10 protein-coding genes are annotated in these 13166 nt (G+C 44.5%); 9 read left to right on the forward strand and 1 reads right to left on the reverse strand.

Translation table 11 applies throughout. The features are described 5' to 3' along the window. Positions 1-114: 114 nt before the first annotated feature. The 9 genes from QHT84_RS02505 to QHT84_RS02545 all read left to right on the forward strand — a co-directional run bounded on the left by QHT84_RS02505 (position 115) and on the right by QHT84_RS02545 (position 11948). Positions 115-2904: a TonB-dependent receptor gene (locus QHT84_RS02505; RefSeq protein ID WP_283237964.1), complete on the forward strand. Its 2790-nt coding sequence runs from the start codon at positions 115-117 to the stop codon at positions 2902-2904. Between the two features lie 14 nt (positions 2905-2918). Next, positions 2919-4478 (forward strand): G-D-S-L family lipolytic protein, encoded by a 1560-nt coding sequence (locus QHT84_RS02510; protein WP_283237965.1) that lies wholly within the window; start codon positions 2919-2921, stop codon positions 4476-4478. Between the two features lie 189 nt (positions 4479-4667). Beyond that, positions 4668-6179 carry a F0F1 ATP synthase subunit beta gene (gene atpD, locus QHT84_RS02515; protein ID WP_283237966.1) on the forward strand — a complete coding sequence of 504 codons (1512 nt, stop codon included), beginning with the start codon at positions 4668-4670 and terminating at the stop codon, positions 6177-6179. A 69-nt stretch (positions 6180-6248) separates the two neighbouring features. After that, the gene (locus QHT84_RS02520; protein ID WP_283237967.1) at positions 6249-6530 is read left to right on the forward strand and encodes a F0F1 ATP synthase subunit epsilon; all 282 of its coding nucleotides are present in this window, start codon (positions 6249-6251) and stop codon (positions 6528-6530) included. A gap of 195 nt (positions 6531-6725) precedes the next feature. Then, positions 6726-7238, forward strand: coding sequence for a hypothetical protein (locus tag QHT84_RS02525; RefSeq protein WP_283237968.1), 513 nt, complete (start codon positions 6726-6728; stop codon positions 7236-7238). Further along, positions 7235-8395, forward strand: a complete 1161-nt coding sequence (locus QHT84_RS02530) for an aminotransferase class I/II-fold pyridoxal phosphate-dependent enzyme (protein ID WP_283237969.1) — start codon at positions 7235-7237, stop codon at positions 8393-8395. Before QHT84_RS02525 ends, QHT84_RS02530 begins: the two co-directional genes overlap by 4 nt. 7 nt (positions 8396-8402) lie before the next feature. After that, entirely contained in the window at positions 8403-9020 is a 618-nt protein-coding gene (gene bioD / locus QHT84_RS02535) for a dethiobiotin synthase (RefSeq protein ID WP_283237970.1), read from the forward strand. Positions 9021-9077: 57 nt separating this feature from the next. Continuing rightward, positions 9078-10349 (forward strand): adenosylmethionine--8-amino-7-oxononanoate transaminase, encoded by a 1272-nt coding sequence (gene bioA, locus QHT84_RS02540; protein WP_283238307.1) that lies wholly within the window; start codon positions 9078-9080, stop codon positions 10347-10349. A 381-nt stretch (positions 10350-10730) separates the two neighbouring features. Beyond that, complete coding sequence (locus QHT84_RS02545) at positions 10731-11948, forward strand: beta-ketoacyl synthase N-terminal-like domain-containing protein (RefSeq protein ID WP_407649225.1); 1218 nt, start codon at positions 10731-10733, stop codon at positions 11946-11948. 62 nt (positions 11949-12010) lie between these two features. Here the strand turns inward: QHT84_RS02545 and QHT84_RS02550 are convergent, their stop codons facing one another. Continuing rightward, positions 12011-12478 carry a regulatory protein RecX gene (locus QHT84_RS02550; RefSeq protein ID WP_283237971.1) on the reverse strand — a complete coding sequence of 156 codons (468 nt, stop codon included), beginning with the start codon at positions 12476-12478 and terminating at the stop codon, positions 12011-12013. Between the last annotated feature and the right edge of the window lie 688 nt (positions 12479-13166).

Below are 13166 nucleotides of genomic sequence, written 5' to 3' on the forward strand. Positions count from 1 at the left end.
TTGATAATATTAAAAAGGAATAATCAATTATTGCTAAAATGTGCACGGCTTTTTTGATAATGTAAAAAAAATATTTGTACATTGGCTTCATAAACCAACAAAATTTAAAACCAAATGAAGATTTATTTATTTATCATTTCATTGTTTTTTTGCAGCATCAGTTTTGCACAGACATCGATTTCAGGGTCGGTAAAAGACAGTAAAAACGGACCTATTCCGGGAGCCAATGTCAGAGTGCTTGGGGATGATGCGGGAACTGTTACCGATGTTGACGGAAACTTTAGCTTGTCAACGTCAAAAAAACCGCCTTTTGAAATCGAAATCTCGAGTGTAGGTTTCGGGACCAAAAAAGTAAATGTTACTTCTAATAATCAAAAAGTAGCCGTATCATTAGCGGATGAAGAAACAAAACTTGATGAAATTGTAGTTTCAGCTTCTCGAACTCCGGAAAGAATTTTAGAGTCTCCGGTAACGGTAGAAAGAATGGGGCTACAACAAATTAAGAATACGTCATCGCCTACTTTTTATGAAGGTTTAGAAAACCTTAAAGAGGTACATTTTAATACCAGTAGTTTGAATTTCAAATCCATCAATACCCGCGGATTTGCAACGGTTGCCAACAACCGTTTTATGCAATTGGTTGATGGGATGGACAACTCTTCTCCGGCATTGAACTTTGTGTTGGGGAACCTTATCGGACTTTCTGAATTGGATGTAGCCAGTGTAGAATTATTGCCGGGTGCTTCGTCTGCGTTATACGGAGCGAATGCTTTCAACGGAATTTTGTTCATGAACAGCAAAAACCCATTCACCACTCAGGGATTGAGTTTTTATGTAAAATACGGTCAGACTACACAAGAAGTAGCCGGAACCAACGATTATTGGGATTTCGGGATACGAGGTGCCCATGCCTTTACCAAGCATTTTGCGGCTAAAGCCAATTTCACTTACATGAGAGCTACAGAGTGGATTGCCGACGACAGAAGAAGTATTACCGGAGGAACGATTGGTCATGCTAACAATCCTAATTATGACGGTTTAAATACGTACGGGGATGAGGTAACCACCTTCTTAACGAATATTGGTCAGGTATCCAGAACAGGATATGCTGAAAAAGACTTAAGTGATAATAAGTTGGAAAACGTAAAAGCCGATTTCTCTTTACATTTCCGACCTTTTGACAATGATTTCGAAATCAGTGCCACACATAAAATTGGTATTGGAAATACCATTTACCAAGGAGCCAACCGCTACCGTTTGGAGAACTTCATTATGCAGCAGTCCAAGTTGGAAGTAAAAGGGAAAAATTTCTTTGTAAGAGGGTATGTGACCACAGAAGACGCCGGTGATTCTTACGATATGCGTTTTGCGGCATGGAATATCAACCGTTTGGCGAAAGACAATACTGCTTGGTTTACCGATTATGCCACGGCCTTTTTACAGTCGCAAATTTTCTTAGGATTCAATGCTTCTCAAGCCGCTCAGTTTGCCCGAGGTTTTGCCGATGACAACATCAACCCAACACCGCTACCGTTAACACCAAGCGGATTACCGAGATTCCAACCGGGAACTCCGGAATTCAACGCGGCTTTGGAAACGGTTAAAGCAGATGCCGATTTTACTACCGGATCTAAATTTAAAGACAACTCCAAAATTTATCACTCCGATGCCAACTACAACTTCCGTGATATCATCAAATTTGCGGAGTTCCAAATCGGAGGTTCTTTCCGTAGATATGCCTTGGATTCAGACGGAACCATCTTTACGGATTATGACGGCGTTATCGAGTATGATGAATATGGTACCTATGTGCAAATGCAGAAAAAATTCATGAATGACCGATTGAAATTTACAGGTTCGGTTCGTTACGATAAGTCTGAATTATTCGACGGTCAGTTCTCCCCGAGAATTTCATTTGTATATTCATCAGGAGCCAACAAAAACCACAACTTCAGAGCATCATTCCAAACCGGTTTCCGTAATCCTACCACTCAGGATTTGTACATCGGTTTGAACCTTGGACCATTCGCTTTGATTGGTTCGGCTTCCGACAACTTAACCCGTTATGTGGAAACCTTACCGGTAAGTCAAAATGCTCAAAATACCTTAGGACAACCGGCAACTGTAACTATGTCGGGTGGGAATGCCTACACCAACGCCTACACTGTAGCGTCTGTTCAGGCATTCGCCGCTTCAGGAAACCCGGCCGATTTAGAAGTGGCTCGTGTGAGTTTAGTAAAACCGGAGCAAGTAAAAGCGTTTGAATTAGGGTATAAATCCGTATTGGAAAATGGTTTGGCAGTAGATATCAATGGATATTACAATATGTATAACGATTTCATGAGTACTTCCAGAGTAATTTCTCCATACTACGGTACAGCGGGAACAGATTCGTCAGATTCAAACGTTCAGTTGTCGTATGCGGCTTTAGCCAACGGAGACCGAAGAGTATACCAAGTTTACTCTAACTCGGCAACCGATATTACCTCTTTAGGTTTTGGTATCGGATTGTCTAAAAAAGTATACAAAGATTTTGAATTAGGAATCAATTACAACCACGCTCAATTTGAATTCGATCAGGACAAAGATCCGTCTTTCATCGCCGGATTCAATACGCCTAAACACAGAGTAAAAGCCAGTTTAGTCAATGATAAGTTGTTTAAAAACTTTGGTTTTGCCGTAAACGGAAGATGGAGCGACGAATATTTGTGGCAGTCTTCATTTGCCGACGGAATGATTCCGGCTATCACGGTTTTTGATGCTCAGATTACCTATAAAATTCCGGCCATTAAGTCGGTGTTGAAATTGAGCGCAGCTAACCTTGGCGGCGGCGATTACCTACAAGTAGTAGGAGCCGGTAGAATCGGTCAACAGTATTTGGCTTCCTTAACCATTAACCCATAAAATCTTTAAAAACCATGATAAAAAATTTCAAATGGATATTCGTTGCCTCAATAGCAATGGTATCTTGTACACAAGACGAAATCGATTATTCTAATCCGGAACCCGAAGTAATTGTTTCGGCCGGAGATGCCGATTTCTCTAAATATGTGGCCCTTGGAAATTCCTTAACAGCCGGATTCTCCGATGGGGCATTATTCATTGCCGGTCAAAATAACGCGTACCCTAAATTGTTGGCCGACCAGTTTGCTACCGTGGGTGGCGGAGCATTCAACATGCCACTTATGAATGACAACAACGGAGGATTGTTATTAGGCGGAACTCCTATACAAGGCGTTCGACTTGTTTTTAACGGCTCGTCTCCGGTGCCGCTTCCGGGTGCCACTCCAACCACCGATATTACCAATGTGTTGGCAGGACCATTCAACAATTTAGGCGTTCCGGGAGCCAAAAGTTTTCACTTGTTGGCCAACGGTTACGGCAACATAGCCGGTGTGGCTTCGGGACAAGCAAACCCGTACTTTGTGCGTTTTGCTTCATCACCTTCCACGTCCATTATTGCCGATGCCGTAGCCCAAAACCCAACGTTTTTCTCCTTGTGGATTGGAAATAATGATGTGTTGTCTTATGCTACATCGGGTGGCGTGGGTGTCAACCAATTAGGAAACCCGAACCCGGCTACCTATGGCGCTAACGACATTACCGATCCTACTGTTTTTGCCAGTGTTTATACGGCGCTGACAGATGCTTTAACGGCTAACGGAGCGAAAGGGGTCGTGGCTAATTTGCCTTACGTAAATTCGGTGCCGTTCTTTACCACCGTGCCAACCAATCCTATTCCGGCTACTTCTATTCCGTCTGCCAGTGCGGCTCAATTGAACCAACTTTTTGGTGCCGTAAACCAAATTACAACGGCTTTGGGACAACCGAATCGTTTTGTTAATTTAACATCCGACGATGGCAATCCGGCTACTGTGGAAGCCAATAACCCGTTGTTAATTGTAGACGAAAGTCTTCCTAATTTGTCGGCTCAAATCACTGCGGCATTGACGCCTACCTTGGGAGCAACAACAGCTGCTTTTGTAGGAGGTTTATACGGTCAGGCTCGTCACGCCAGAAGTACTACCGGCGATAGAGATTATGTGTTGTTAACCACCCGAACTGTTATCGGAACCAATCAGACCGGTGTTCCTGCCCCGTTTAATGTAAGCGGAATTTCTTATCCGTTACAAGACAACCGCATCTTAACCGCAGCCGAAGTTGTAGAAGTTAAAACGGCCACCGATGCATTCAATGTTTCTATCAAAAACATCGCCGATACTAAAGGACTTGCCTTTGTAGACGTTAATGCATTAATGAACCAGTTGTCCACTTCCGGAGTTCGATTCGGAACGTTCCACATGACGGCTTCCTTTGTACAAGGAGGGGCCTTCGGGTTAGATGGTATTCACCTGACCGCAAGAGCTAATGCTTATGTGGCCAATCAGTTCATGACAGCCATTTCGGCCAAATACGGATCTGTATTCAAAATGTATAAACCGGAGTCTTTCCCGTTAAGCTATCCGGCTTCTTTATAAAAGAACAATCGCATCCTTCAAAAAGCCACCAAATTCAGGTGGCTTTTTTGGTTTTGTCGAATCCGTAAAAAAATCTGCTTTTTTTCTGAAATAATTATTGATTATTCGATTTTTAAAAATTATCTTTGCGCTCTGAAAAAAGAGGTGTTTTTTTCAAACCTAAATAGCTATTTAATAAATACATAAACAATGTCAAAAGCAATAGGAAAAGTTTCGCAAATCATCGGTCCCGTAGTTGACGTAGTATTTGATACTAAAGATGTTGAGTTGCCAAAAATTTACGACTCATTAGAAATCATTAACAAAAATGGTTCAAAATTAGTGCTGGAAGTTCAATCTCACATTGGTGAAAATACCGTGCGTACCATCTCGATGGACTCTACCGACGGTTTGAGCAGAGGTACTGATGTTCACGCTACCGGAGCACCTATCCAAATGCCCATCGGAGCCGACATCTACGGAAGATTATTTAATGTAGTAGGAGATGCTATCGACGGTTTGGGAGATTTACCAAAAGACGGTGCCAACGGAATGCCAATTCACAAACAAGCACCTAAATTCGAAGATTTATCTACGTCAACCGAAGTATTATTCACCGGAATCAAAGTAATCGATTTGATCGAGCCTTATGCTAAAGGAGGAAAAATTGGTTTGTTCGGTGGTGCCGGAGTAGGTAAAACCGTTTTGATTCAGGAGTTGATTAACAATATTGCCAAAGGTCACGGTGGTCTTTCTGTATTCGCAGGAGTAGGAGAAAGAACCCGTGAAGGAAACGACTTGCTTCGCGAGATGTTAGAGTCGGGCATTATCAAATACGGAGAAGATTTCATGCACTCTATGGAAAATGGAGGATGGGATTTATCCAAAGTAGACAAACCGGGTATGAGAGAGTCTAAAGCAACTTTCGTATTCGGACAAATGAATGAGCCACCCGGAGCTCGTGCTCGTGTAGCCCTTTCCGGATTATCTATCGCGGAATACTTCCGTGACGGAGCCGGTTCAGACCAAGGAAAAGACGTATTGTTCTTCGTTGACAACATCTTCCGTTTTACCCAAGCCGGTTCTGAGGTATCCGCGTTGTTAGGACGTATGCCTTCAGCGGTAGGGTACCAACCTACGTTGGCTACTGAGATGGGTGCGATGCAAGAGCGTATTACGTCAACCAAAAAAGGTTCGATTACTTCCGTACAAGCGGTTTACGTACCGGCGGATGACTTAACCGACCCGGCACCGGCAACTACCTTTGCCCACTTGGATGCCACTACTGTATTGTCTCGTAAAATTGCTGAGTTAGGGATTTATCCTGCAGTAGATCCGCTAGATTCTACTTCTCGTATCTTAACCCCGCTTATCTTGGGTGACGATCACTACAACTGTGCGCAAAGAGTTAAAGAGATTCTTCAAAAATACAAACAATTGCAAGACATCATCGCCATCTTAGGTATGGAGGAGTTGTCGGAAGAAGATAAATTGGCGGTATCACGTGCGCGTCGTGTACAACGTTTCTTGTCACAACCGTTCCACGTAGCCGAGCAGTTTACCGGTATCCCGGGCGTTTTGGTAGACATCAAAGACACCATCAAAGGATTCAACATGATCATCGACGGTGAATTAGATCACTTACCGGAAGCGGCGTTCAACTTGAAAGGTACCATCGAAGACGTAATCGAGGCCGGACAAAAAATGTTAGCAGAAGCATAATCTAGTATTCAGTGTTCAGTCGCAGTATTCAGTACTGAGACTGCTAGCTGAGTCTGTAAACTAAAAAAAATGATTTTAGAAATAGTATCACCCGAAGCTACTTTATTTCACGGCGAAGTGACTTCCGTTTCTTTACCGGGGGTTGACGGTTCGTTCCAAATCTTGAACAACCACGCACCCATTGTTTCTATCTTAAAGCAAGGCGTTGTCAAAATCACAGCAGCCAACTTTAAGTTTCACAAAGAAGTAGCCGATAAGTTTACCAAAGTAAACGACCAAAATTACACGTTGGCTATCCAATCGGGTACGATCGAAATGAAAGACAACAAAGTAATCGTGTTAGCCGACTAATCCGATTCACAATACCTTAAAAACCCAATCTTGCCAAAGGTTGGGTTTTTTATTTTTGGAGCTATCCTGCCTGCCCGCAGGCAGGTCCGGCTGTCCGCTGTATCTTTTTCGTCAGTTCGAGTGCGGTGTTCACCGCGTATCGAGAACACGAAAAAGGATGTCGCTCCCATCCGGGCTATTTACTATATTTGAATGATGGAAAACAGCAACACGATTAAAATATATGCCGGAACCAGAAATTGGTATGAATTGGCATTGGCGGCGATTTTTTATACCGTCACAGCCTATACGGTATTGCTGCTTTTGTATTACCTAACCTTTGCTTTCAACGGCAAGGAAGCCACGCTCAAGCTTTTCGATTTCTTTTATTTAGGATTGCCAAGTTTGGCAAGTGCATTGGCTTTTTCAGTGACAAAAGATATTGAAATCGAAAACAACTCAAGCATAATCAGTTATTATAAAGTAGGGCCATTTACAAAAACGGTAAAAACTTCGACGCTTGCTTTTGAATATGTTTCGGTTTTTCAGGAAACTAAAGGTATTTTTCAAACAAACCTTTGGTACAAGGGAAACAAACATTATAAAATGTATGAGTTCGAAGTAAAGGCTGATGCTTTTAAATTTGCAACTTTGGTGTCTGATAAATTGAATATCGATTTATTGGATGCAACTGAGAGAGGAAATAATAAATGGGTTGAAAAAACATGAAACTGCCAAAATCCCTTCTAGCCAAACTCCACCAACGCCAGGCCGAAAACGCCTTGCGCCAATTGCCTGTAGCTACTCATTTGGTTGATTTTGCGTCTAACGATTATATAGGATTCGCCCAAAGCGAGCACCTCTTTCACCAAACGCATCAGTATCTGTTAGACCATAATATCAAAATCAACGGCGCCACCGGCTCGCGTCTCATTTCGGGGAACCATCCGTTGTACGACGAAGCAGAACGTTTCATCGCTAATTTCCACCAAGCGGAAAGCGCTTTAATTTTCAATTCGGGTTACGATGCCAACGTGGGCTTTTTCAGCAGTGTGCCGCAACGCCACGACTTTATCTTGTACGACGAACTCTGCCACGCTTCCATCCGCGACGGCATTCAAATGAGCCACGCCAAAGCCTATAAATTCCAACACAACGACACCGAGGATGTCGAGAAATTACTCCTCAAATTTGAACCCGCAACGCGCAACACGCAACCCGCAACCGTTTATATCGTCACCGAATCTGTTTTCTCCATGGACGGCGATTCGCCCAATCTCGAAGCTTTGGTTCAGCTGGCTGAAAAATACAACGCGCATGTCGTCATCGACGAAGCCCACGCACTCGGGGTATTCGGCAATCAAGGCGAAGGAGTCGTGCAACAGCTACAGCTACAAGATAAAGTGTTCGCCCGCATCATGACCTTCGGCAAAGGATTAGGCTGCCACGGCGCGGCTATTTTGGGCAGTGCCGAACTCAAAAGCTACTTGGTTAACTTCGCCCGCAGTTTTATCTATACCACCGGTTTGTCACCGCATTCGGTAGCGACAATTTTTGTGGCCTACCAACAGTTAGCCCAAGAAAAAGCAGCCTTGTCAACCCTAAAAAACAACATCATTTTCTTCAACCAAGAGAAACAACGCTTGGGTTTAAAACCGCTGTTTGTGTACAGCAAATCGGCCATACAATGCGCCATCATTCCCGGTAATGAAAACGTAAAAACCATTGCCACGCCATTGCAACAACAAGGGTTTGATGTCAAACCCATACTGTCGCCTACGGTGCCCGAAGGACAGGAACGCCTCCGTTTTTGCCTGCACAGCTACAATTCCGAAGCCGAAATTTCCGCGGTATTGGAATTGTTGAGTACTTTTGTATTCAAATAAAAAAGTCATGAAACTATTCATCACCGGAATCGGAACCGACGTCGGGAAAACCGTCGCTTCGGCCATCATCACCCAAGCCCTCGAAGCCGATTATTGGAAACCCATACAGGCAGGCGATTTGGAACTTTCCGATACGCACAAAGTAAGAGCCCGGGTATCTAACGATACGTCACAATTTCATCCCAATGCCTATGCGCTCCACACGCCGGCGAGTCCGCATTTAGCGGCGGCCTTAGACGGCATTACCATCGACCTAAAACAAATCAAAGAACCCCAAACCAACAACCATTTGGTGATTGAAGGGGCGGGCGGTATTTTGGTACCACTCAACGATACCGATTGTATCATCGACCTAATTAAGCCCGATTACAAAGTGATTGTTGTTTCCCGTCATTATTTGGGCAGTATCAACCACACCTTGTTAACTATCGAAGCGCTTAAAAACCGAAAGATTGAAGTTGCCGGGATTATTTTTTCGGGCGATGAAAACGAAGCCACAGAAACCATAATCCTAAAGAAAACCGGAGTCCCATGCATCGGGCGCATCGACAACGAACCCTATTTTGATGCCAATGTAATAGCCTATTACGCCGATACATTTCGGGACAATCTTTTGAATCTTTAATTGTAATAGTAAGCGTAATTTTGCTTAATGAAAGACCTTAATTCCTTACCGGTGAACATGACACTATCCGAAAAAGACCAACTATACAACTGGCATCCCTACACCCAACACAAAACCACAGGGTTACTTCCTGCCATCGTCAAAGGCGAAGGCGCCTTGCTTTGGGACGATAACGGAAAGGAATACATCGATGCGATTGCCTCCTGGTGGGTTAATCCGTTCGGACATGCCAACCCGGTAATGGCCGAAGCCATTTACCAGCAATTAACCACACTCGAACACGTGTTGTTCGGCGGCTTTACCCATAACAAAGCGGTGGCGTTGTCCGAAAAATTGCTGTCTGTTTTACCATCCAATCAAAAGCGGATTTTCTATTCCGATAACGGTTCTACCGCGGTGGAAGTCGCCCTTAAAGCGGCCTTACAGTACAACTACAACCAAGGCCGAAAACGCACCAAAATCATTGCTTTTGAAGACGCTTTCCACGGCGATACGTTTGGCGCCATGGCGTCGAGCGGTATTACTTTTTTTACCGAAGCCTTCAAAGGGTCGTTACTCGAAGTGGTGCGCATTCCGGTGCCTGTTCCCGGGAAAGAGACTGAGGCGTTACAAGCCTTAACGGCCTTAGTGGAAACGAACGAATTTGCCGCTTTTATTTTTGAACCCTTAGTGCAAGGCGCCGCCGGTATGGTGATGTACGATGCCGCGGTTTTAGATCAAATGATAGCCGTGTGCCAACACCACCAGGTGTTTACCATCGCCGATGAAGTGATGACCGGTTTCGGGAAAACCGGGAAAACCTTTGCCTCCGATTACCTGCAAAACCAACCCGATATGCTGTGCCTGTCGAAAGCGCTTACGGGTGGTACCATTCCGATGGCCGTTACCACTTTTACCCAAGAAATCTTCGACGGGTTTTACGACAGCGATGTCAACAAAGCGTTATTTCACGGGCATACGTTTACCGCCAATCCTACGGGTTGTGCCGCGGCCTTGGCCGCTATCAGCTTGTTGGAAACGCCCGAGATGCAACACAATATCGCGCGCATCAACGCCCAACATCTGGCTTTTGCTCAAAAAATGAAAAGCCATCCCAAAGTAAAAACCACCCGCGTCACCGGCGTCATTTTTGCGCTCGAAATCCAAACCGAAACCCACGAAAGTTACTACGGGTCCATGCGCATGAAACTTTATAACTTCTTTATCGATAAAGGCGTTATCCTGCGTCCGGTGGGGAATATCGTGTACATCTTGCCACCGTATATTATTACAACCGAACAACTGGAAAAGGTTTATGGTATAGTTGAACAAGCGGTGGAGATGGTGTAAACAGTTACGGGTTGCGGGTTGCGAGTTTCGAGTTCAAAGTTTCGAGTTTAAAGTATCAAGTTGCGGGTTTCGAGTTTCGAGTTCAAAGTTTCGAGTTTAAAGTATCAAGTTGCGGGTTGCGAGTTTCGAGTTCAAAGTTTCGAGTTTAAAGTATCAAGTTGCGGGTTTCGAGTTTAAAGTTTTGAGTTTAAAGTTTCAAGTTTAAAGCTGTGACCAACCGCCAAACCTAACCCGCAACTCCTAATCCGTCAGTTCGAGTAGCCCGCAGGGCGTATCGAGAACCCTTACCCCGTCAGTTCGAGTAGCCCGCAGGGCGTATCGAGAACCCGCAACCCGAAACTTTCCCAAAGAATAACTACCTTTGCCGTACATTACTTTACCATGTTGAAAACCAAAATCGCCATAACGTCGCTCGCTTCCATGTCGCCTTTAGGGAAAATCCCGGAGGAGATTTGGACGAATTATCTTTCGCCTAAAACCTTAATTTCTACTAAGGAATTTAATGGTAAAAGTCAATTCGCAGCCGAGATTCCAACCAAAATCAGAGCAGCCCTTGACGCCTTGCGCAAGGAAGACATCAAGTACAAAGCTTTAGACGAAACCGTACTCATGGCTATCTTAACCTCGCGCCAAGCCGTTTCGCAAGCCGGTTGGCAACAGGGCGATGCGTTCGGAATCAACATTGGTTCGTCGCGCGGGGCGACGCAGTTGTTTGAGAAATACCACCGGGAGTTTATCGAAACCGGTAAAACGGCGACGCTCACGTCGCCCACCACCACGCTCGGAAACCTCTCCTCCTGGGTAGCCCACGATTTAAAAAGTAGCGGTCCCGAAATTTCGCATTCCATTACCTGTTCTACCGCCTTGCATGCCGTGTTAAATGCCGTGGCTTGGTTGCAATCGGGGTTGGCGACCAAGTTTTTGGTGGGCGGCAGCGAAGCACCGTTGACCGCTTTTACCTTGGCCCAAATGCAGGCGTTAAAGATTTATGCAAATCCGAACCCAAACGAGACTACCAACCCGAAACCCGCAACCCGCAACCCGCAACTTCAAGATGTTGAAGCCTATCCTTGCCGAGCTTTTGATTTTGCCAAAACCAAAAACACCATGGTCTTGGGCGAAGCCGCAGCCGTAGCCTGTTTGGAAACCGGCGAACATCCTAACGCTTTAGGGTATATTACCGGGATTGGCTATGCCACCGACGATTTGGAACACAACATTTCGATTTCGGAAGAGGCGCAATGCTTTCAAAAATCGATGGCGATGGCGTTGCAAAACACCCCTTTAGAGCAAGTCGATGCCATTGTGATGCACGCCCCCGGGACTTTAAAAGGTGATACTTCCGAATACAAAGCCATCCAAAAAATTTTTGGTCCCAACCCGCCGATGCTCACCACCAACAAGTGGAAAATAGGACATACCTTTGGCGCTTCGGGCTTGCTCAATATGGAGTTGGCGCTGCTCATGTTGCAACACCAAACCTTTATCGGGATTCCATATTATGCCGAACCCCACCCTCGAAAACAAATGCGCAACGTACTCATTAACGCCGTGGGTTTTGGCGGCAATGCGGTGAGTGTGTTGGTTAGCAGGTCTTGAGTTTCGGGTTCAAGATGCTGCGAGCATCTCAGCGTTACCAACTTGTAACCCGCAACCCGCAACTATCTCTCCAGTTCCTTCATCTTGGCATACACCCAATCCGATTCCCAACCGCGGCGCAATAGGTAATCGCAGAACTTTTTGTTCTTTTTGGGGCCTTTTCTTTCGGTGAGGCTGTGCCAATACCGCTCGGCCAATTGGTCGAAGGTGGCTTGGTATTCGTCTTCCGGGATTTCGGTTAACGCCGCTTTGATATTGGGAGCGGAAATATGCCTTTGCTTGAGCTCGTTAACAATTCTGATTTTACCCCAAGATTTAATGCGGTGTTTGCCACGGGCAAAACTACGGGCGAAGCGCTCTTCGTTAAGAAAATTATGTTGCAGCAAATGCACCACTATCACATCAATTTCCTCGCCTTTCATACCCAGTTGGTACAACTTATCAACCACTTCACTATGGCAACGCTCCTGGTAGGAACAGTAATATTCCAATTTAAGCGTGGCTTCGGATAGGGTAAGTTTTTCGGTCATGGGTGAGTGGTTACGGGGGTAAAAGTAGGGATTTTTAGGGAAAAAGGAAAAGGAGTTAAGCGATATGAATTGGGCGTTATACGCTAGGGAAAGGAGAAGAAATTACGAATGGAGTGCATGTTTTTCCAAATGAAAAAGGATGCACTTGTTTCGTGTGCATAATTTTCAAAACAAAAAAGTATGCACTTGTTTTGTGTGCATAATTTTCAAAATGAAAAAAGATGCACCTGTTTCGTGATCATAATTTTCAAAATGAAAAAAGATGTGCACGTTTTGTGATCATAATTTTCAAAATGAAAAAAGATGTGCACGTTTTGTGATCATAATTTTCAAAATAAAAAAGGAGGTGCACGTTTTAGGGTGCCTTTTTATCGTTTGGAAAAGTTTGCACAATGGTGTTCCACAGAGAAGTAGGGAGGTTCGCAGATAACGGACCACTAAGCACGCCCAACGCCCAACGGGTACTCAAAATACGGCAAAAAAAATGTAAGCCGAAAGCCCTTTAAAACGGCATACTTATAAGATTTCGCTGATAAGTGGTAAGGGCTTTGCTTTCAAACTGAAAGGAATACCCCGAAATGTTCAAAAAATTGTTGATTACTTAAAGATTTCTTAAGCCAAGCCCCTTGGAATTTAGTAATTTAGATGTAGTTTTGTGTCCCCTTTTCTACCAGCCAAATTCTTGGCC

Source organism: Flavobacterium sedimenticola (genome assembly GCF_030053345.1).
GTDB classification, from domain to species: Bacteria; Bacteroidota; Bacteroidia; order Flavobacteriales; family Flavobacteriaceae; genus Flavobacterium; species Flavobacterium sedimenticola.

Excerpts from the sequence above, each read along its gene's own strand:
- QHT84_RS02505 (WP_283237964.1), top strand. The coding sequence starts at position 115 with ATGAAGATTTATTTATTTATCATTTCATTGTTTTTTTGCAGCATCAGT.
- QHT84_RS02510 (WP_283237965.1), top strand. The coding sequence starts at position 2,919 with ATGATAAAAAATTTCAAATGGATATTCGTTGCCTCAATAGCAATGGTA.
- atpD (WP_283237966.1), top strand. The coding sequence starts at position 4,668 with ATGTCAAAAGCAATAGGAAAAGTTTCGCAAATCATCGGTCCCGTAGTT.
- QHT84_RS02520 (WP_283237967.1), top strand. The coding sequence starts at position 6,249 with ATGATTTTAGAAATAGTATCACCCGAAGCTACTTTATTTCACGGCGAA.
- QHT84_RS02525 (WP_283237968.1), top strand. The coding sequence starts at position 6,726 with ATGGAAAACAGCAACACGATTAAAATATATGCCGGAACCAGAAATTGG.
- QHT84_RS02530 (WP_283237969.1), top strand. The coding sequence starts at position 7,235 with ATGAAACTGCCAAAATCCCTTCTAGCCAAACTCCACCAACGCCAGGCC.
- bioD (WP_283237970.1), top strand. The coding sequence starts at position 8,403 with ATGAAACTATTCATCACCGGAATCGGAACCGACGTCGGGAAAACCGTC.
- bioA (WP_283238307.1), top strand. The coding sequence starts at position 9,078 with ATGACACTATCCGAAAAAGACCAACTATACAACTGGCATCCCTACACC.
- QHT84_RS02545 (WP_407649225.1), top strand. The coding sequence starts at position 10,731 with ATGTTGAAAACCAAAATCGCCATAACGTCGCTCGCTTCCATGTCGCCT.
- QHT84_RS02550 (WP_283237971.1), bottom strand. The coding sequence starts at position 12,478 with ATGACCGAAAAACTTACCCTATCCGAAGCCACGCTTAAATTGGAATAT.